The following is a 19,025-nucleotide window of genomic DNA, read 5'->3' as shown; positions in this document are numbered from 1 at the left end:
GCCTTGGGGGCGGGAGTTGTTGTTATGCCCGGCATCGGCCCCCCGTACGCAGGGCGCGTGGGCGCTCGGTGTACGGAGGCGGCGTGCGCCGGTCGGTTCAGGAGGCGGAGGAGGCGACCGGTGCGGGCGTGACGTCACCGTCGCCGGCGGCCTCGCCCTCGTCCAGGGAGACGTCCTTGGTCTCCTTGCCGAGCAGCAGCGCGGTCAGCGTCAGCACGGCCATCGCGGACAGGTAGACGCCGACCAGCCACGGCGAGCCGTCACCGGCCTCCCACAGCGCGACCGCTATGAACGGCGCGACGGCCGCCCCGAGGATCGAACTGACGTTGTACGAGATACCCGAACCGGTGTAGCGCACGCTCGTCGGGAACAGCTCGGGCAGCAGCGCGCCCATCGGGCCGAAGGTCATGCCCATCAGTGTGAAGCCGAGCACGAGCCACAGCACCACACCGAGCGTGCCCAGGCCGATGAGCGGCACCCAGACCAGGCCGAAGACCACGATCGCGGCGGTGATCCAGATCAGGGTCGTGCGCCGCCCGTACTTGTCGGCGAGCGGGCCCGAGACGAGGGTGAACACGGCGAAGAACAGCACGCCGAAGATCATCATCAGCACGAACGTGGTGTAGCTGTACCCGAGTCCGGGCACGGCGGCGTCCTCGGCGGTGCGTCCGTAGCTCAGTGAGAACGTGGTCATCAGGTAGAAGAGCACGTACGTCGCCAGCATGATGAAGGTGCCGAGGATCAGCTGCCTCCAGTGGCCCTGGACCACGGTGGCCAGCGGCAGTTTCCGCACCTTGCCGGCCTCGCGGGTCTTGGCGAACACTGCCGACTCCACCAGCCGCGACCGCACCCACAGCCCGATCGCGACCATCACGGCGGAGAACAGGAACGGGATGCGCCAGCCCCAGTTCGTGAAGGCCTCGGAGGGCTGGGTGGGGTCGGCGCCGGCGGCGGACGGCAGCAGCGCCCCGATGATCAGGAACAGGCCGTTGCCGATGATGAAGCCGAGCGGGGCGCCGAGCTGCGGGAAGGTGCCGTACAGGGCGCGCTTGCCCTTGGGCGCGTTCTCGGTCGCGACGAGCGCGGCACCGCTCCACTCGCCGCCGAGCGCGAAGCCCTGCGCGAGCCGCATCAGCACGAGCAGCGCGGTGGCGACCCAGCCGGCCTGCGCGTAGGTGGGCAGCGCGCCGATGAGGAAGGTGGCGATGCCCATGGTCAGCAAGGACACCACGAGCGTCTTCTTGCGTCCGAGCCGGTCGCCGAGGTGCCCGAAGAAGACGGCCCCGATCGGACGGGCGACCATCGCGGCACCGAAGACCGCGAAGGACGACAGCAGCGCGGTGGTCGGGTCGCTGTTCGGGAAGAAGAGCGCCGGGAAGACCAGTACGGCGGCGGTCGCGTAGATGTAGAAGTCGTAGAACTCGATCGTCGTGCCGATGAGGCTGGCGATGAGGACACGGGACCGCGGATTGACGGGTGCCTCGGCTGAACCGGCGGCGGATGCGGGCATGGCTCGGTCTTTCACGCGTGGAACATGTGTGTGCCCTGCAACAATCCCAGCCGTCTTGCCTGACGGAAAACCGATGCCACAATGTGAGACACGCGCCGCGAGGCTGCCCTTCTCGTCTCGCCCCCGAGCCGGACAGCCCGGCAAGGGTTCAGCACTCGATGATGTTCACCGCCAGCCCGCCCCGGGCCGTCTCCTTGTACTTGACCGACATGTCCGCGCCCGTGTCCTTCATGGTCTTGATGACCTTGTCGAGGGAGACCTTGTGGGAGCCGTCGCCGCGCATGGCCATGCGGGCTGCCGTGACCGCCTTCACCGCGGCCATGCCGTTGCGTTCGATGCAGGGGATCTGGACCAGGCCGCCGACCGGGTCGCAGGTGAGGCCGAGGTTGTGTTCCATGCCGATCTCGGCCGCGTTCTCGACCTGTTCCGGGGAGCCGCCGAGGACCTCGGCGAGCGCGCCCGCCGCCATCGAGCAGGCCGAGCCGACCTCGCCCTGGCACCCCACCTCCGCGCCGGAGATGGAGGCGTTCTCCTTGAAGAGCATGCCGATCGCGCCGGCCGCGAGGAGGAAGCGGACCACGCCGTCCTCGTCGGCGCCGGGGACGAAGTTCATGTAGTAGTGCAGGACGGCCGGGATGATGCCGGCCGCGCCGTTCGTCGGGGCGGTGACGACCCGGCCGCCGGCGGCGTTCTCCTCGTTCACGGCCATCGCGTAGAGGGTGATCCACTCCATGGACAGGGCCAGCGGGTCGCCCTCGGAGCGCAGCTTGCGCGCGGTGTTCGCGGCGCGGCGGCGGACCTTCAGGCCGCCCGGCAGGATGCCCTCGCGGGACATGCCGCGGGCCACGCACGCCTGCATCACGCGCCAGATCTCCAGCAGGCCCTCGCGGATCTCGTCCTCGTCGCGCCAGGCCCGCTCGTTCTCCAGCATCAGCGCGGAGATCGACAGGCCGGTCTCCTCGGTCAGCCGCAGCAGCTCGTCGCCGGTGCGGAAGGGGTGCTTCAGCACGGTGTCGTCGAGCACGATGCGGTCGGCGCCCACCGCGTCCTCGTCCACGACGAAGCCGCCGCCGACCGAGTAGTACGTCTTGGAGAGCACCTCCGTGCCCGCCGCGTCGTACGCCCACAGCGTCATGCCGTTGGCGTGGTAGGGGAGGGCCTTGCGGCGGTGCAGGACCATGTCGTCGTCGTAGGAGAAGGGGATCTCGTGCTCGCCGAGGAGGCTGATGCGGCCCGAGGTCCTGATCGTCTCGACGCGCTCGTCCGCCGACTCCACGTCCACCGTGCGGGGCGACTCGCCCTCCAGGCCGAGCAGCACCGCCTTGGGCGTGCCGTGGCCGTGGCCCGTCGCGCCGAGCGAGCCGTACAGCTCGGCCCGGACCGAGCTCACGGAGCCCAGCAGTTCCTCGTTGCGCAGGCGCCGGGCGAACATGCGCGCCGCCCGCATCGGGCCGACCGTGTGCGAGCTCGACGGGCCGATGCCGATCGAGAACAGGTCGAAGACCGAGATGGCCACGGGAACTCCTCAGAACGGGGGTGATGCGGAGGGGGGTGCTTCGGGTGGGGCGCCGGCCCCGCTTGTGGCGGGCGCCGCGCCCCACCCTCGGGCGCGGTGTCTACTTGTTCAGACCCGGGTACAGCGGGTGCCTGTCGGCCAGGGCCTTCACCCGGGCCTTGAGCGCTTCCGCGTCGTACGACGGCTTCAGCGCCTCGGCGATCACGTCCGCGACCTCGGCGAAGTCCTCGGCGGTGAAGCCGCGGGTCGCCAGGGCCGGCGTACCGATGCGCAGACCGGAGGTCACCATCGGCGGACGCGGGTCGTTCGGGACGGCGTTGCGGTTGACCGTGATGCCGACCTCGTGGAGACGGTCCTCGGCCTGCTGGCCGTCCAGCTCGGAGTCGCGCAGGTCGACCAGGACCAGGTGGACGTCCGTGCCGCCGGTCAGGACGGACACGCCCGCCGCCTTCGCGTCGTCCTTCACCAGGCGCTCGGCCAGGATCCGGGCGCCTTCCAGCGTACGACGCTGGCGCTCCTTGAAGTCCTCGCTCGCGGCGACCTTGAAGGCGACGGCCTTGGCGGCCACCACGTGCTCCAGCGGGCCACCCTGCTGACCGGGGAAGACAGCGGAGTTGATCTTCTTGGCCAGCTCGGCCGTGGAGAGGATCACACCGCCGCGCGGGCCGCCCAGCGTCTTGTGCGTGGTCGTGGTGACGACGTGGGCGTGCGGCACCGGGTTCGGGTGCAGGCCCGCCGCGACCAGACCGGCGAAGTGCGCCATGTCGACCATCAGGTACGCGCCGACCTCGTCCGCGACCTTGCGGAACGCGGCGAAGTCCAGCTGCCGCGGGTACGCCGACCAGCCGGCCACGATCAGTTTCGGCTTGGTCTCCTTGGCGAGGCGCTCCACCTCGGCCATGTCGACCTGGCCGTCTTCGCCGACGTGGTACGGGACGACGTTGTAGAGCTTGCCGGAGAAGTTGATCTTCATGCCGTGGGTCAGGTGCCCGCCGTGGGCGAGGTTCAGACCCATGATCGTGTCGCCCGGCTTGAGCAGCGCGAACATCGCCGCCGCGTTGGCCTGGGCGCCCGAGTGCGGCTGCACGTTGGCGTGCTCGGCGCCGAAGAGCGCCTTGACCCGGTCGATGGCGATCTGCTCGACCACGTCGACGTGCTCGCAGCCGCCGTAGTAGCGGCGGCCGGGGTAGCCCTCGGCGTACTTGTTGGTGAGGACCGAGCCCTGCGCCTCCATGACCGCGACGGGCGCGAAATTCTCGGAGGCGATCATCTCCAGGGTGGACTGCTGGCGGTCCAGCTCGGCGTCGACGGCCGCGGCGACGTCGGGGTCGAGCTCGTGCAGGGGGGTGTTCAGAAGCGACATGTGTCCGTGTCTCCTCAGGCGCCGGCGAATTCGGTGTACTCGTCGGCGGAGAGCAGGTCGCCCGGCTCCTCGCTGACCCGCACCTTGAACAGCCAGCCGTCCCCGAAGGGCTCGGTGTTCACGAGCGACGGGTCGCTGACGACGTCCTCGTTGACCGCGGTGATCTCGCCGGACACGGGGGAGTACAGGTCGGAGACCGACTTGGTCGACTCCAGCTCACCGCAGGTCTCGCCCGCCGAGACGGAGTCGCCGACCGCGGGGAGCTGGACGAAGACGATGTCACCGAGCGCGTTGGCCGCGTGCTCCGTGATGCCGACCGTCGAGACGCCGTCCTCGGCGCCCGACAGCCACTCGTGGTCCTTGCTGTAGCGCAGCTGCTGGGGGTTGCTCATGGCCTGAATTCTCCTGTACGCGGGGGAGTGGGTGATGACAGGGGGGACGGTGAAACTGCTGCTGAGAGGCGCCAGGCGCGCACGGGGGCACCCCCCGGGGGGCCCCGCACGCCCAGTGTCTACTTCTGGCGCTTGTAGAAAGGCAGCGCCACGACCTCGTACGGCTCGTGGCTGCCCCGGACGTCCACGCCGACACCCGCGGTGCCCGGCGCCGCGTGCGCGGGGTCGACGTACGCGATGGCGATCGGCTTGCCCAGCGTCGGGGAGGGGGCGCCGGAGGTGACCTCGCCGATCACCTCGCCGCCGGAGACGACCTGGTACCCGGCGCGCGGGACCCGGCGGCCCTCGGCGACCAGACCGACCAGGACGCGGGGCGGCTGGGAGGCGGCGCGCTCGGCGGCCTCGGTCAGCGCGGCCCGGCCCACGAAGTCGCCGTCCTTCTCGAACTTCACCACCCGGCCGAGCCCGGCGTCGAAGGGCGTCAGCGCGGTCGTCAGCTCGTGCCCGTACAGCGGCATGCCCGCCTCCAGGCGCAGCGTGTCCCGGCAGGACAGGCCGCACGGCACCAGCCCTGCGCCCTCGCCCGCCTTGGTCAGCGCCTGCCACAGCTCCACGGCGTGCTCCGGCTTCACGAACAGCTCGAAGCCGTCCTCGCCGGTGTAGCCGGTGCGCGCGATGAGCGCCGGGACGCCGGCGACCGTGCCGGGGAGACCGGCGTAGTACTTCAGGCCGTCCAGGTCGGCGTCGGTGAGCGACGCGAGGATGCCGGGGGACTCCGGGCCCTGCACGGCGAGCAGCGCGTAGGCGTCGCGGTCGTCACGGACCTCGGCGTCGAAGCCGGCGGCCCGCTCGGTGAGCGCGTCCAGCACGACCTGGGCGTTGGAGGCGTTGGCGACGACCATGTACTCGGTCTCGCCCAGGCGGTAGACGATCAGGTCGTCCAGGATGCCGCCGTCCTCACGGCAGATCATGGTGTAGCGGGCGCGGCCCGGCTTCACGCCGGCGATGTTGCCGACCAGCGCGAAGTCCAGCAGGGCGGCGGCCCCCGGGCCGGTGACGCCGATCTCGCCCATGTGGGAGAGGTCGAACAGCCCGGCCCGGGTGCGCACCGCGACGTGCTCGTCGCGCTCGGAGCCGTAGCGCAGGGGCATGTCCCAGCCGGCGAAGTCGGTCATCGTCGCGCCCAGCGCGCGATGCGTGGCATCGAGCGCGGTGAGGCGGAGTTCGGTACTGCTCATCGGTCGTTCGTCTCCCAGGACAGGACATGACGGGCGAGGGCGGTCCTCCCCATCTGTCATCGGAACCTGAGAGGTTCGCCATGACCACCGGCGCACGGTGGTCAGGACTTGCACCTTGGGTGGGGCAGCCGTCGAGCGGCGGCCCGCTTTTCAGATGTGCCTCGCCCGCGCGGTAACGGGGCCTGAGAGATTCAAGGGAGGGACTTGCTCCTTCGGCGCCCCGGCGCGGCCGGGGACTCTCCCGCGCGGATTCAAACGGCCGGTATGCAGTTGGCGCCGCCATCATTGCACGCCGGGCCTGTTCGTGGCAGACCGTGATCTGTAACCGGCTTGTGGCAGTAAGCGCACGAAAACGCGAGACCGCCGCATTACCTTCTCTTTACACTCGACGGGGACGGGAACTCGTGAACCGCCCCAGGGGAGGACGATCACGGTGAACAGGACCACGGCGTACGCCACGACCTCGGGCATCGCGCTGCCGAAGCGGCCCGCCCCGGCCGGGGAGACGCGTGCCGCACTGCCCGCACCCGTCGTCCGCGATCTGCGCGACCGCGACGGCCGCGGCCCGCACGCCCTGCTCTTCGGACCCCGCGACGTGGTGGTGATCACCGGCCTGCCCGGCAGCGGCAAGTCCACCCTGATGCGGCGCACCGTGCGCGGCCCGCGCGTCGACTCCCAGGACACCCGCGACCGCTGGGACCGCCGCATGCCCCGCCTCCTGCCGTACGCGCTCTACCGGCCCCTCGTCCGCCTCGCCCACTACGCCGGGCTGCGCCGCGCCCTGCGCTCCGGCGAGGGCGTCGTCGTGCACGACTGCGGCACCCAGGCCTGGGTGCGCGGCTGGCTCGCCCGCGAGGCCCGCCGCCGCGACGGCACCCTGCACCTGCTGCTCCTCGACGTCGGCGCCGACGACGCGCTGGCCGGCCAGCGCGAGCGGGGCCGGGGCGTCTCCCGGTACGCGTTCCTGCGGCACCGCGCGGCGACCCGCCGGCTGCTCGACTCCGTCGCGGAGGGCACCCTGCCCGCCGGCTGCTCCTCGGCGGTCCTCCTCGACCGGGCCGCGGCGGACGCGCTGCACCGGATCGCCTTCACCGGCTGACGTGACGGACCGTGGGCCGGCGGGGCCGAACGGGTTAGCCTTTTCAGCCACAGCAGCGGTACCCAGGCAGGCGGTAGGCAGATGGACTTCCCAGCGGACTTCCCGGCGGACCTCTCACCGGAGTTCCCGGCGCAGGCGCATCCCCACCCGCACGGTGGATGGCCCGGCAACGAGCTGGAGGAGGTGCTGTCGGCCTCCCTCGGCGTGCCGGGGGCCGGCGGCCGGATCGTGGAGGTTCTCGGCCGCAGCTTCGTCTGGGTCCCCCTGCCCAACGGCGGCGGCCCGGACAGCGGCCCCCTCGACCTGCCCACGGTGGAGATCGCCGGCCAGGCCCATGTGCCGGTGTTCAGCTCCGAGGAGCAGCTCCGCCGGGTCGCCGGCCCCCACATGGGGTACACCATCGCCCCCGCCGCCGAGTTCGCCCGCGGTCTGCCCCCGCAGGTCGGCATCGCCGTGAACCCGGACGGCATGGTCGGCGTCCCGCTGCCGCCGGCCGCCGTGGCCGAGCTGTGCCGGGCCGGGCGCACCCCGCTGGACGGGCCCGCGTCCGGGGGCCGGGTCCGCCTCTTCGAGCCCGACTGGCAGGACGACCCGGTGGACTTCCTGGCCGCGGCCTCCGCCGAGTTCGCCGCCACCGGCGTCGTCCGCACCGCGCGCCGCTGCCTGGCCGCCGTCGAGACCGCCGACCCGATGCTGTTCGTCGGCGTCGAACTGACCCACTGGGAGGGCGACGCCCGCGCCCTCCCCCTCGACGCCCTCGGCCGGGCCCTCGGCGCGGTCCCCGTCAAGTGGCCGGTCAACCTGATCCTCCTGGAAGCAGCCCACGACCCGGTCTGCGACTGGCTGAGGCAAAGGGTCCGCCCTTTCTACGACCAGAACATGTGAACTTCTACGCCCAGAACATGTGAACGCCGGCCAGGGAAGCGCCCCGAAGGGGCGCGAGGAACGGCGCGATCAACCACGACGAACCCGCACCCGGCAACGGACAACGAGCCCCGAGCTCTGAGCCGCCCCACCCGGCGGAGCCCTAAGCTGGGACCAATCAACAGGAGACCACTCCCGAAGGGTCGGTAAAAGGTGAGCGCGAGCGGTACCGCCGCGACCGGGCAGGTCGAGCACATGCTGCGCCAGGTGACGCCCGGACGCTACGACGCCTACGAGGCCCTGCTGCGCGCGCTCGCCACCCCCGCCACCGGCCAGGTCTGGATGCTGCTCTGGCACGGCCAGGCCGGCTCCCCGGACGCCCAGTACGGGAACATGGAGGTCGACGGCTTCGGCTACGCGCCCTGCGTCACCTCCGCCCAGGAGCTCTCCGCCAGCGGCTGGAACCGGTCGTACGAGGTGGTCGACGGCCTGGAGGTGGCCCGCGCCCTCTACCCGGACCACTACGGCCTCTGGCTCAACCCGCACGCCCCCGGCGGCGGCGTCGGCATCCCCTGGCTCGACCTGCGCCGCATCGCCTCCGGACTCGACCGCCAGCCCGCCGGACCCCTGCGCCTGTCCGAACCGGCCATCGAGATCCCGCAGTTCTACGCCCTGCTCGCGCAGAACGCCCACCGCACCCCCGCGGTCCGCGCACTGCGCCGCGCCTGGGTGCAGCCGTCCCTCGGCGCGCCCTACCTCGCCATCGGCCTCGACGTGTACGACACGTCGCCGCCGGCCGTGGACGCCGTGCGCGCGATGATGCAGCAGTCCGTCGGCGCGGTGCCGGAGGGCCTGCCGGTGTCGACGGTGGCGATGACCGACGCGCACGACCCGGTCGCCATGTGGCTGCGCGCCAACGCCCGCCCCTTCTACGACCGCGACGCCCACGCGGCCCCCGCGCAGGCACCCGGCGCCGGGTACGGCTACCCGCCCGCCCGCGGAGGCTTCTGACGATGCGTCGCTCCGCGTCGGCGACGCTCCGTGGTCTTCACGTCACGAACACATTTCTTCGCGCGTAGACGACGGCGGAAGGTCGCGAAGGTCGGCGATTTCGCCGTTGTGTCCCAACTGTCCTTCGTCCGTAGGCCGTTACCCACTGTTCGGATAACGGAATCCCCAGCAATGCATCACGGTTGCGCATACTTTCCCGGTCAGACCTGGCGGGTGATCGTGACGACGCTGAAGACTCCCGAGACAGACACCGGATCGTTCGATCCCGTGATCGAGAGCAAGTCGACAAAGCCGTAATCCACGGCGGGTGTAGGCCGGTCACCACCGGCGAGAGGGGTCGGGTCACTGTGACCGCACCGATCGAGACCACCGGGGCGCAAGCCGAGGCACAGCCCGAGGCTGTCCTCGTCGGTGCCGACAAGCGGCAGATCGAGGGCCGTTCCCTGGGGCAGATCGCCTGGTCCCGTTTCAAGAAGGACAAGGTCGCCGTGGCCGGCGGGGTCGTCGTGATCCTGCTCATCCTCCTCGCGGTCCTCTCCCGCCCCATCCAGGCGATCTTCGGCCTGGACCCCAACGCCCTGAACCAGGACCTGATCGACCCCAACACCTCGCTGCCCAAGGGCGACTTCGGCGGCATGAGCTGGGACCACCCGCTCGGTGTGGAGCCGAAGTTCGGCCGCGACATCGCCACCCGCATCCTCGAGGGCTCCTGGGTCTCGCTGGTCGTCGCCTTCGGCGCCACGATCCTGTCCAACACCATCGGCGCGATCCTCGGCGTGGTGGCCGGCTACTACGGCGGACGCGTCGACACCGTCATCAGCCGGCTGATGGACACCTTCCTGGCCTTCCCCCTCCTGCTGTTCGCGATCGCCATCTCGGCGACCTTGCAGGGCGGCGCCTTCGGACTGGAGGGCCTGCCGCTGCACATCCTGGTGCTGGTCTTCGTCATCGGCTTCTTCAACTGGCCCTATCTGGGCCGCATCGTGCGCGGTCAGACGCTGGCCCTGCGCGAGAGGGAGTTCGTCGACGCCTCCCGGGGGATGGGCGCCAAGGGCCCCTACATCCTCTTCCGGGAGCTGCTGCCGAACCTGGTCGGCCCGATCATCGTCTACTCGACGCTGCTCATCCCGACCAACATCATCTTCGAGGCGTCCCTGAGCTTCCTCGGCGTCGGCATCCAGCCCCCGCAGGCCTCGTGGGGCGGCATGATCAACCAGGCGGTCGCCTTCTACCAGGTCGACCCCCAGTTCATGATCGTTCCCGGTCTCGCCATCTTCGTGACCGTCCTGGCGTTCAACCTGCTCGGCGACGGTCTCCGTGACGCTCTCGACCCGCGCAGCCGCTGACCGGCGACTGCCCCGAGAGTCCCAAGATTTGCCAACAATGGAGGGGAAGCAGACCATCATGCGAAGGTCAGCGCTGGCCGCAGTTGCGGCCATCGGCAGTGCGAGCTTGCTGCTTTCGGCTTGCAGCAAGGCCGATGACAGCTCGGACAACAACGGTAAGAAGTCGGCTGAGGCCAACGCAGCGACCAAGGGTGTCGTCAACGCCTCCACCCAGAAGGGTGGGACGGTCACGTACGAGTACGCGGACGTCCCGGACTCCTTCGACCCCGGCAACACGTACTACGCGTACATGTACAACCTCAGCCGGCTGTACGCGCGCCCGCTGATGACCTTCCAGCCCGGTGCGGGCGAGAAGGGCAACACGCTGGTCCCGGACCTCGCCGCCAGCAAGGGCGTGCCGAGCGACGGCGGCAAGACCTGGACGTACAAGCTGCGCGCGGGTCTGAAGTACCAGGACGGCACGCCGATCACGGCGAAGGACGTCAAGTACGCCGTCGAGCGCTCCAACTTCGCGCGTGACGTGCTGTCCCTCGGCCCGAACTACTTCCAGCAGTTCATGGAGGGCGGCGACAAGTACAAGGGTCCGTACAAGGACAAGAGCGCCGAGGGCCTGAAGTCCATCGAGACGCCGGACGACACCACGGTCGTCTTCCACCTCAACCGCTCGTTCCAGGAGTTCGACTACCTGGTCGCGACGCCGCAGACGGCTCCGGTGCCCCAGTCCAAGGACAAGGGCATCGACTACGTCAAGAGCATCGTGTCCTCGGGCTCCTACAAGTTCGAGAGCTACGAGGAGGGCAAGCAGGCCGTCCTCGTCCGCAACGAGAACTGGGACCCGAAGACGGACCCGCTGCGCAAGCAGTACCCGGACAAGATCGTCGTCAAGCTCAAGGTCAACGCCGAGACGATCGACCAGGACGTCCAGGCCGGCACCGCGATCGACCTCGGCGGCACCGGCGTCCAGGCCGCGACGCAGGCGAAGGTCGTCAACGACACCGCCCTGAAGGCCAACACCGACAACACCTACGGTGGCCGCCTGGTCTACATGGCGATCAACTCGCAGGTCGCACCGTTCGACAAGGTCGAGTGCCGCAAGGCCGTCCAGTACGCCATCGACAAGGTCTCCGTGCAGACCGCCCTCGGCGGCCCGATCCGCGGTGAGATCGCCACCACCGTCCTGCCGCCGGACATCACCGGCTACGCGAAGGCCGACACCTACGCCACGGACGGCAACAAGGGCGACGTCGCCAAGGCCAAGGACCAGCTCAAGGCCTGCGGCAAGACCAGCATCAACACCAACATCTCGGCGCGCAGCGACCGCCCGCAGGAGATCGACGCGGCCACCGCGATCATCGCCTCGCTGAAGAAGGTCGGCATCAACGCCAGCCTGAAGCAGTACCCGTCGGGCAAGTACTTCACCGACTACGCGGGTGTGCCGACGTTCGACAAGAAGCAGAACATCGGCCTGCACATGATGCAGTGGGGTGCCGACTGGCCGTCCGGCTACGGCTTCCTCCAGCAGATCCTGCACGGTGACGCGATCGGCGCCTCGGGCAACACCAACCTGTCGTACATCAACGACAAGCAGATCAACGAGTCGCTCGAGAAGTCCATCGCCACCGAGAGCGAGACCGAGCGCAACGCGATGTACGGCCAGATCGACAAGCGGGCGATGGACCTGGCCACGCTCGTCCCGCTGACCTACTTCAAGGTCCTGCTGTACCGCCCGACCACCTACACCAACCTGGTGTCCACGGCGGCCTTCAGCGGTCAGTACGACTACCTCAACATCGGCACGACCAAGAAGTAGCCCCGGAAGGCAGGTGAAGGCATTGGTGCCCGCGGGCTTCCCGGCCCGCGGGCACCAGCGCCGGTCCCCGTGATCTCGTACATCCTCCGTCGGACGTTCGCGGCAGTGATCCTGCTGCTGGTCGTCACCGCGGTCACCTTCGCGATCTTCTTCCTGCTGCCGCGGCTCGCCGGTCAGACCGCCGACCAGCTCGCGCAGCAGTACATCGGAAAGAGCCCGACGAAGGCGGACATCCTCGCGGTCAAGCAGAACCTCGGTCTGGACGAACCCCTCTACGTCCAGTACTGGCACTTCATCAAGGGGATCGTCAGCGGCGCCACCTACAACCTGGGCCCCACGACGGCGCAGTGTGACGCGCCCTGCTTCGGCTACTCCTTCAAGAACCACGTCGAGGTGTGGCCGCAGCTCACCTCCCGCCTCCCGGTGACCCTCTCGCTGGCCGGCGGTGCCGCCGTGCTGTGGCTGGTCTCCGGTGTCCTCATCGGCGTGATCTCCGCGCTCAAGCCCCGCAGCGTCTTCGACCGCACCTTCATGGGCGTCGCCCTCGCCGGTGTGTCGCTGCCCATGTTCTTCACGGGCAACCTGCTGCTCCTGCTGTTCACCTTCCAGTGGCCGATCTTCGGCCGCACCTATGTGCCGCTCACCGAGAACCCGGCCCAGTGGGCCAACACGCTCTTCCCGGCCTGGTGCTCGCTGGCCCTGCTGTACTCCGCCATCTACGCGCGGCTCACCCGCTCGGGCATGCTGGAGACGATGAACGAGGACTTCATCCGCACGGCCCGCGCCAAGGGCCTGCGGGAGCGCAGAGTCGTGGCCCGGCACGGGCTGCGGGCCGCGCTGACGCCGATCATCACCGTCTTCGGCATGGACCTCGGCCTGCTCCTCGGCGGCGCCGTGATCACCGAGAAGGTGTTCTCGCTGCCCGGCATCGGCCAGTACGCGGTGCAGGGCATCACCGACAACGACCTGCCCCCGATCCTCGGCGTCACCCTGCTCGCAGCCTTCTTCGTCGTGATCGCCAATCTCCTGGTGGACCTGCTGTACGCCGCCGCCGACCCACGCGTGAGGCTCTCGTGACCGAACTCTCCAAGACCGGGGCCGCCGTGGGTGAGCCCACGACCTCGCCCTCGAACGCGCCCGACGCGTTCCTCGCGGTCCGCGACCTCAAGGTGCACTTCCCCACCGACGACGGCCTGGTCAAGTCCGTCGACGGACTCAGCTTCCAGGTGGAGAAGGGCAAGACCCTCTGCATCGTCGGCGAGTCGGGATCCGGCAAGTCCGTCACCTCGCTGGCGATCATGGGCCTGCACCGGCTCGGCTCGCGCGGCAAGAACGTGCGGATGTCCGGCGAGATCTGGCTCGGCGGCAAGGAGCTGGTCTCCGCCGACCCGGACGAGGTCCGCCGGCTGCGCGGCCGCGAGATGGCGATGATCTTCCAGGACCCGCTGTCCGCGATGCACCCGTACTACACGATCGGCAACCAGATCGTGGAGGCGTACCGAGTCCACCACGACGTCAACAAGAAGACCGCGCGCAAGCGGGCGATCGAGATGCTCGACCGGGTCGGCATCCCCGAGCCCGGCAAGCGCGTCGACAGCTACCCGCACGAGTTCTCCGGCGGTATGCGCCAGCGCGCGATGATCGCGATGGCGCTGGTCAACAACCCCGAACTGCTCATCGCGGACGAGCCGACGACCGCCCTGGACGTGACCGTCCAGGCGCAGATCCTCGACCTCATCCGGGACCTCCAGAAGGAGTTCGGCTCCGCGGTCGTCCTCATCACCCACGACCTCGGCGTGGTCGCCGAGATCGCCGACGACGTCCTCGTGATGTACGGCGGCCGGTGCGTGGAGCGCGGTTCGGTCGACGACGTCTTCGAGCGGCCGCAGCACCCGTACACCTGGGGCCTGCTCGGCTCGATGCCGCGCATCGACCGCGAGACCTCCGAGCGGCTCATCCCGGTCAAGGGCTCGCCGCCGAGCCTCATCAACGTCCCCTCGGGCTGCGCCTTCCATCCCCGCTGCCCGTACGCGGACGTCCCCAAGGGCGATGTCACCCGTACCGTGCGGCCGGAGCTCCAGCCGGTCGGCAGCGGGCACTTCTCCGCCTGCCACCTCTCGCCGGAGGACCGCACGCGGATCTGGACCGAAGAGATTGCGCCGAAGCTGTGAGCGATACGAAGAAGAAGGACGCGACGACGGTCCCGGCCCAGGCATCCTCTCCCGAGGAGCGCGAGGTGCTGCTGAAGGTCGAGGGCCTCCAGAAGCACTTCCCGATCCACAAGGGCGTTCTCCGGCGGCAGGCCGGCGCGGTCAAGGCCGTCGACGGCATCGACTTCGAGGTGCGCAAGGGCGAGACCCTCGGCGTGGTCGGCGAGTCGGGCTGCGGCAAGTCGACCATGGGCCGGGTCATCACCCGCCTCCAGGACCCGACGGGCGGCTCGATCCACTTCGAGGGCAAGGACATCACGCGGCTGAACACGGCCGGGATGCGTCCGCTGCGGCGGGACATCCAGATGATCTTCCAGGACCCGTACGGCTCGCTGAACCCGCGGCACACCATCGGCAGCATCGTCTCGGCGCCCTTCCGGCTCCAGGACGTCGAGCCCGAGGGCGGCGTGAAGAAGGAGGTCCAGCGGCTCCTGGAGCTGGTGGGCCTGAGCCCCGAGCACTACAACCGCTACCCGCACGAGTTCTCCGGCGGCCAGCGCCAGCGCATCGGCATCGCCCGCGCGCTCGCCCTGAAGCCGAAGCTGGTCGTGGCGGACGAGCCGGTCTCCGCGCTGGACGTGTCGATCCAGGCGCAGGTCGTCAACCTCATGGACGACCTCCAGCAGGAGCTCGGCCTGACGTACGTGATCATCGCGCACGACCTGTCGGTCGTCCGGCACGTGTCGGACCGGATCGCGGTGATGTACCTCGGCAAGATCGTCGAGCTCGCCGACCGCACCGCGCTGTACGAGGCGCCGATGCACCCGTACACCAAGGCGCTGATGTCGGCGGTGCCGGTGCCGGACCCGAAGCGCCGGGGCGCCAAGAGCGAGCGGATCCTGCTCCGCGGCGACGTGCCCTCGCCGATCTCCCCGCCGAGCGGCTGCCGCTTCCACACGCGGTGCTGGAAGGCGACGGAGATCTGCAAGACCACGGAGCCGCCGCTGCTGGAGCTGCGGCCGGGCCAGCAGGTGGCCTGCCACCACCCGGAGAACTTCGCGGACCAGGCCCCGCAGGACGTCGTCCTGCTCACCGCCGCCAAGGAGGCGGCGGAGACGGTCCCGGACGAGGCCCTGGCGGAGTCCGCGAAGACCTCGGCGGCGGTGGCCGCGGAGGTGGGGGGCACGGAGGCCGCCGGCGCGGAGGCCGCGGAGTCCGAGGGCGCGGAGTCCGAGGGTGCGGGGGCCGAGACGTCGAAGCCCGAGGTCTCTGAGCCCGAGGTCTCGAAGGGCGAGGCCGTGGAGCCCGAGGTGACGGAGGCCGCGGACGTGGCGGCGGCCGCCGACGCGGACGAGCCGACGGAGGCGGACGCGCAGACCGGCACCGACACCGAGGCTGAAGCTGAGACCGAGAGCGAGCCCCCGGCCAGGAAGAAGAAGTAAGTCCGTCCAGCTGACGAGCCCCCGCCTTCGTTTGTAAGGCGGGGGCTCGCCGGCAGGTGAGAATGGTGGGGTGTACGAGCAACTCTTCAGCCCCACCGTGCAGCACACGCTCGATCTGATCGGCATCTTCGTCTTCGCCATCTCGGGCGCGCTGCTGGCCGTCCGCAAGAACTTCGACGTGTTCGGCATCGCCGTGCTCGCCCAGGTCACCGCGCTCGGCGGCGGGCTGTTCCGGGACCTGATCATCGGGGCGGTGCCGCCCGCCGCGTTCACGGACCTGGGGTACTTCCTGACCCCGCTGCTCGCCACGGTGCTGGTCTTCTTCCTCCACCCGCACGTCGAGCGCCTCCAGACCGGCGTCAACATCTTCGACGCGGCCGGCCTCGGCCTGTTCTGCGTCGCCGGCACGACCAAGGCGTACGACTACGGGCTCGGCCTGACCGCCTCCGCCTGTCTGGGCATGGCCACCGCGGTGGGCGGCGGTGTGCTGCGCGACGTGCTGGCCAACGAGGTGCCGTCGCTGCTGCGCTGGGACCGCGACCTGTACGCCGTCCCCGCCATCGTCGGCGCCACCATGGTCGTCCTGTGCATCCGTTTCGACGCGTTGACCCCGTTCACCAGCGGTCTCGCGGTGGTCACCGCCTTCGTGCTGCGGCTGCTGGCGCTGCGCTTCCACTGGCGGGCCCCGCGCGCGTGGAACCGGCGGTCGACGGTCGTCGAGGGGGAGTGAGGCAGAAAAAGCTACCGCTTAGTAGTTTCCTGTTGTACCGTGCAGCCATGCCAGAAGCAGCCTCCGCACCGGCCATCCGGGCCACCATCGGCGACAGCGAGTTCGACCGGGACACCAGCGTCACCCGGCGCGCACCCGGTGTCTACGACATCGACCTCTCCGCCGGCTGGACGATCATCAACGCCGTCAACGGCGGCTACCTGCTGGCCGTCCTGGGCCGCGCGCTCGGGGACGCCCTGCCGCACCCCGACCCCTTCACCGTCTCGGCGCACTACCTCACCGCGTCCCGGCCGGGCCCGGCGGTCGTCCGCACGGAGACGGTCCGCACCGGCCGTACGCTCTCCACCGGCCAGGCGTCCCTCTTCCAGTACGACGACGAGGGCAACGAGGTCGAGCGCATCCGCGTCCTCGCCTCCTACGGCGACCTCGGCACGCTGCCCGACGACGTCCGCACCTCGGCGAAGCCGCCCGCGATCCCGCCCGTGGACCAGTGCTTCGGCCCCGAGGACGGTCCCGCCCCCGTGGAGGGCAGCTCCGCCATCGCCGACCGGCTGATGCTCAAGCTGGACCCCGCCACCCTGGGCTGGGCCCTCGGGCAGCCCTCCGGCAAGGGGGAGATGCGGGCCTGGTTCGGGCTCGCCGACGGCCGCGACGCCGACCCGCTGTCGCTGCTCCTCGCGGTGGACGCGCTGCCCCCGACCGCCTTCGAGCTCGGGCTTAAGGGCTGGGTGCCGACCGTCGAGCTGACCGTGCACGTGCGCTGCCGCCCGGCGCCGGGCCCGCTGCGCGTCTCCATCACCACCCGCAACCTCGCCGGCGGCTTCCTGGAGGAGGACGCCGAGGTCTGGGACAGCGCCGACCGCCTGGTCGCCCAGTCCCGCCAGCTGGCCCGGGTCCGCCTCGGCTGACCCCCGGGCTGCTCAGTCCAGCCAGTGCGCGCGGCCGACGCTGATCAGCCGCAGTTGCCGCCGTGCCGTCTCCGCGGCCCGGCGGCGTTCCTCTTCCGGGGCCTCCAGCGTCTCCAGGAAGAGGGAGGCCGTGATCAGCATCTGGTCGACGTAGAGGCCCGCCAGCATGCGCAGGTCGGTCTCGCTCCAGCCCGCCGACGCCGCGTCCCGCGCCAGCTCGGCCCTCACCTCCTCGGCGAACCGCGCCAGTTGCTCCCGTATGGCCTCGCGCACCGGCTGTACGCCGCCGTGCCGCTCGCGGGCGATGAACCGGACGTGCGCGGGGTGCGCGGCCACGTGACCGGCGATCAACTCCACGGCGCGGGCGATGCGTTCGTCGCTGTCCTCACCCGGTGACACCGTGTGCCGGATCATCGGGTGCAGGCTGCCCAGCGCCTCCTCGACCAGCGCCACGCCCAGGTCGGCCGTCGAGCGGAAGTGCCGGTAGAACGCGGTCGGGGCCACGCCGACGGCACGGGTGACCTCCCGCAGGCCCAGGCTGCTCAGGCTCTGCTCCTCCAGCAGCGCGAGCGCCGCGTCCAGGAGCGCCTGACGGGTCTTCTGCTTCTGGGCCTGCCGAACGCCGAGAGTGTGACTCATACCATGCAGTTAACAACTGTTCTCCGGAATTGGAAAGCCATCGGGCGCGCTAGACTGGAAAGTCAGTGAACAACTGTAACTACAACCGTTCACCGAAGGTTGGGGGATCCGCACCATGCTGTTTCTCGTCGTCGCACTCCTGCTCCTCGGCGCGGTCCTGGGCACCGTCGCCCACGCGCCGCTCACCTTCTCGGTCGCGGCCGGCCTGGTCATCGCCGTCTGGCTCGGCGTCTTCGCGATCCGCGAGCGACACGGCCGCCGCCGGAGCAGCTCCGCCCACTGACCGCCGCCGGTCCACCGCCGTACCGTCCGGCCCATCGACGCACCGTAAGGAGAACACCGTGCAGCTCACCACACCGGCCACCCGCCGGACCGGCATCCGGGACACCGACGGCATGGCCGTCGCGTCCTTCGTCCTCGGCCTCCTCGGCCTGCTCGTCCTCAACGTCTTCCTGGGCCCCGTCGCCATCGCGCTGGCCGGCGTCGCCCTGTGGCGGGGCACCGCCCGCCGCGGCCGGGCCCTCCTCGGCCTCGGCCTGGGCGTCGCCGACCTGCTGGTCCTGGTGGCGTTCATGTCCGCGGACAGCACGATGTCGTGGAGTCTGTGAGGCGCCCGCCGCACGGCCCGGTCCCGGTTCGCCGAAGAGGGCGAACCTTGATCTGAGACCGGGCGGGGCCGCCCCGTAGAATCGGCCCCACCATGGCTTACCTCGACCACGCCGCGACCACCCCGATGCTCCCCGAGGCGGTCGAGGCACTCACCGCACACGTGGGCGCCACCGGCAACGCCTCCTCCCTCCACGCGTCCGGCCGCCGCGCACGGCGCACCGTCGAGGAGGCCCGCGAGACCCTCGCCGACGCCCTCGGCGCCCGTCCCAGCGAGGTCGTCTACACCTCCGGCGGCACCGAGGCCGACAACCTCGCCGTCAAGGGCCTGTACTGGGCCCGCCGCGACGCCGCCCCGGCCCGCACCCGGGTCCTGGCCAGCCCCGTCGAGCACCACGCCG

General features: G+C 70.4%; 19 protein-coding genes and 2 riboswitches. Of the genes, 13 read left to right on the top strand and 6 right to left on the bottom strand.

What is annotated here, in order from left to right; genetic code table 11:
* Positions 1-97: 97 nt before the first annotated feature.
* The 5 genes from GTW67_RS02600 to gcvT form a co-directional block, all read right to left on the bottom strand.
* Complete coding sequence (locus GTW67_RS02600; RefSeq protein ID WP_161163164.1) at positions 98-1,510, bottom strand: MFS transporter; 1,413 nt, start codon at positions 1,508-1,510, stop codon at positions 98-100.
* A gap of 148 nt (positions 1,511-1,658) precedes the next feature.
* Positions 1,659-3,026 (bottom strand): L-serine ammonia-lyase, encoded by a 1,368-nt coding sequence (locus GTW67_RS02595; RefSeq protein ID WP_161163163.1) that lies wholly within the window; start codon positions 3,024-3,026, stop codon positions 1,659-1,661.
* A 100-nt stretch (positions 3,027-3,126) separates the two neighbouring features.
* On the bottom strand, positions 3,127-4,389 hold the full coding sequence (gene glyA, locus GTW67_RS02590; protein ID WP_161163162.1) for a serine hydroxymethyltransferase: 1,263 nt from the start codon (positions 4,387-4,389) through the stop codon (positions 3,127-3,129).
* Between the two features lie 14 nt (positions 4,390-4,403).
* Entirely contained in the window at positions 4,404-4,781 is a 378-nt protein-coding gene (gene gcvH, locus GTW67_RS02585) for a glycine cleavage system protein GcvH (RefSeq protein ID WP_161163161.1), read from the bottom strand.
* Between the two features lie 119 nt (positions 4,782-4,900).
* Complete coding sequence (gcvT, locus tag GTW67_RS02580; RefSeq protein ID WP_161163160.1) at positions 4,901-6,019, bottom strand: glycine cleavage system aminomethyltransferase GcvT; 1,119 nt, start codon at positions 6,017-6,019, stop codon at positions 4,901-4,903.
* Between the two features lie 43 nt (positions 6,020-6,062).
* Positions 6,063-6,179, bottom strand: a riboswitch (glycine riboswitch).
* A riboswitch (glycine riboswitch) is annotated at positions 6,180-6,273 on the bottom strand.
* A 179-nt stretch (positions 6,274-6,452) separates the two neighbouring features.
* Between gcvT and GTW67_RS02575 the strand changes: the two genes are divergently transcribed.
* From GTW67_RS02575 to GTW67_RS02530, 10 genes are all read left to right on the top strand, one after another.
* Positions 6,453-7,118, top strand: a complete 666-nt coding sequence (locus tag GTW67_RS02575) for an AAA family ATPase (protein ID WP_161163159.1) — start codon at positions 6,453-6,455, stop codon at positions 7,116-7,118.
* An 81-nt stretch (positions 7,119-7,199) separates the two neighbouring features.
* Positions 7,200-8,003 carry an enhanced serine sensitivity protein SseB gene (locus tag GTW67_RS02570; protein ID WP_161163158.1) on the top strand — a complete coding sequence of 268 codons (804 nt, stop codon included), beginning with the start codon at positions 7,200-7,202 and terminating at the stop codon, positions 8,001-8,003.
* A 192-nt stretch (positions 8,004-8,195) separates the two neighbouring features.
* Positions 8,196-8,993, top strand: a complete 798-nt coding sequence (locus tag GTW67_RS02565; RefSeq protein WP_161163157.1) for an enhanced serine sensitivity protein SseB C-terminal domain-containing protein — start codon at positions 8,196-8,198, stop codon at positions 8,991-8,993.
* 347 nt (positions 8,994-9,340) lie between these two features.
* Positions 9,341-10,339, top strand: coding sequence for an ABC transporter permease subunit (locus GTW67_RS02560; protein WP_161163156.1), 999 nt, complete (start codon positions 9,341-9,343; stop codon positions 10,337-10,339).
* A gap of 58 nt (positions 10,340-10,397) precedes the next feature.
* Positions 10,398-12,149 carry an ABC transporter substrate-binding protein gene (locus GTW67_RS02555; protein WP_524539736.1) on the top strand — a complete coding sequence of 584 codons (1,752 nt, stop codon included), beginning with the start codon at positions 10,398-10,400 and terminating at the stop codon, positions 12,147-12,149.
* 69 nt (positions 12,150-12,218) lie between these two features.
* Complete coding sequence (locus GTW67_RS02550) at positions 12,219-13,226, top strand: ABC transporter permease (RefSeq protein ID WP_161163154.1); 1,008 nt, start codon at positions 12,219-12,221, stop codon at positions 13,224-13,226.
* Complete coding sequence (locus GTW67_RS02545) at positions 13,223-14,320, top strand: oligopeptide/dipeptide ABC transporter ATP-binding protein (RefSeq protein WP_161163153.1); 1,098 nt, start codon at positions 13,223-13,225, stop codon at positions 14,318-14,320. The genes GTW67_RS02550 and GTW67_RS02545 overlap by 4 nt, the downstream gene beginning before the upstream one ends.
* A complete protein-coding gene (locus GTW67_RS02540) occupies positions 14,317-15,741 on the top strand; it encodes a dipeptide ABC transporter ATP-binding protein (protein WP_161163152.1) in 1,425 nt (474 codons plus the stop codon). Before GTW67_RS02545 ends, GTW67_RS02540 begins: the two co-directional genes overlap by 4 nt.
* Positions 15,742-15,811: 70 nt before the next feature.
* Positions 15,812-16,471 carry a TRIC cation channel family protein gene (locus GTW67_RS02535; RefSeq protein WP_161163151.1) on the top strand — a complete coding sequence of 220 codons (660 nt, stop codon included), beginning with the start codon at positions 15,812-15,814 and terminating at the stop codon, positions 16,469-16,471.
* Positions 16,472-16,518: 47 nt separating this feature from the next.
* Positions 16,519-17,379, top strand: a complete 861-nt coding sequence (locus tag GTW67_RS02530; protein ID WP_161163150.1) for a thioesterase family protein — start codon at positions 16,519-16,521, stop codon at positions 17,377-17,379.
* A 12-nt stretch (positions 17,380-17,391) separates the two neighbouring features.
* Here GTW67_RS02530 and GTW67_RS02525 read toward each other — a convergent pair whose 3' ends face one another.
* A complete protein-coding gene (locus GTW67_RS02525; protein ID WP_161163149.1) occupies positions 17,392-18,018 on the bottom strand; it encodes a TetR family transcriptional regulator in 627 nt (208 codons plus the stop codon).
* 115 nt (positions 18,019-18,133) lie between these two features.
* On the opposite strand from GTW67_RS02525, the gene GTW67_RS36830 reads away from it, so the two are divergent.
* The 3 genes from GTW67_RS36830 to GTW67_RS02515 all read left to right on the top strand — a co-directional run.
* The gene (locus tag GTW67_RS36830; protein WP_202436727.1) at positions 18,134-18,301 is read left to right on the top strand and encodes a hypothetical protein; all 168 of its coding nucleotides are present in this window, start codon (positions 18,134-18,136) and stop codon (positions 18,299-18,301) included.
* A 58-nt stretch (positions 18,302-18,359) separates the two neighbouring features.
* Positions 18,360-18,626, top strand: a complete 267-nt coding sequence (locus GTW67_RS02520; protein ID WP_161163148.1) for a DUF4190 domain-containing protein — start codon at positions 18,360-18,362, stop codon at positions 18,624-18,626.
* A gap of 92 nt (positions 18,627-18,718) precedes the next feature.
* Positions 18,719-19,025: aminotransferase class V-fold PLP-dependent enzyme (locus GTW67_RS02515; RefSeq protein ID WP_161163147.1), on the top strand; the 307-nt coding region annotated here is incomplete at its 3' end.

Origin of the sequence: Streptomyces sp. SID5910, from assembly GCF_009862125.1 — a bacterium.
GTDB lineage: Bacteria > Actinomycetota > Actinomycetes > Streptomycetales > Streptomycetaceae > Streptomyces.
The sequence above is the reverse complement of the archived record's forward strand: the minus strand, read 5'-3'. Positions and strand labels throughout refer to the sequence as shown.

What these genes read in the sequence shown, in the direction of transcription:
- gcvH (WP_161163161.1), bottom strand. Translation starts at nt 4,781, where the DNA reads ATGAGCAACCCCCAGCAGCTGCGCTACAGCAAGGACCACGAGTGGCTG.
- GTW67_RS02530 (WP_161163150.1), top strand. Translation starts at nt 16,519, where the DNA reads ATGCCAGAAGCAGCCTCCGCACCGGCCATCCGGGCCACCATCGGCGAC.
- glyA (WP_161163162.1), bottom strand. Translation starts at nt 4,389, where the DNA reads ATGTCGCTTCTGAACACCCCCCTGCACGAGCTCGACCCCGACGTCGCC.
- GTW67_RS02555 (WP_524539736.1), top strand. Translation starts at nt 10,398, where the DNA reads ATGCGAAGGTCAGCGCTGGCCGCAGTTGCGGCCATCGGCAGTGCGAGC.
- GTW67_RS02600 (WP_161163164.1), bottom strand. Translation starts at nt 1,510, where the DNA reads ATGCCCGCATCCGCCGCCGGTTCAGCCGAGGCACCCGTCAATCCGCGG.
- GTW67_RS36830 (WP_202436727.1), top strand. Translation starts at nt 18,134, where the DNA reads ATGCTGTTTCTCGTCGTCGCACTCCTGCTCCTCGGCGCGGTCCTGGGC.
- gcvT (WP_161163160.1), bottom strand. Translation starts at nt 6,019, where the DNA reads ATGAGCAGTACCGAACTCCGCCTCACCGCGCTCGATGCCACGCATCGC.
- GTW67_RS02570 (WP_161163158.1), top strand. Translation starts at nt 7,200, where the DNA reads ATGGACTTCCCAGCGGACTTCCCGGCGGACCTCTCACCGGAGTTCCCG.
- GTW67_RS02525 (WP_161163149.1), bottom strand. Translation starts at nt 18,018, where the DNA reads ATGAGTCACACTCTCGGCGTTCGGCAGGCCCAGAAGCAGAAGACCCGT.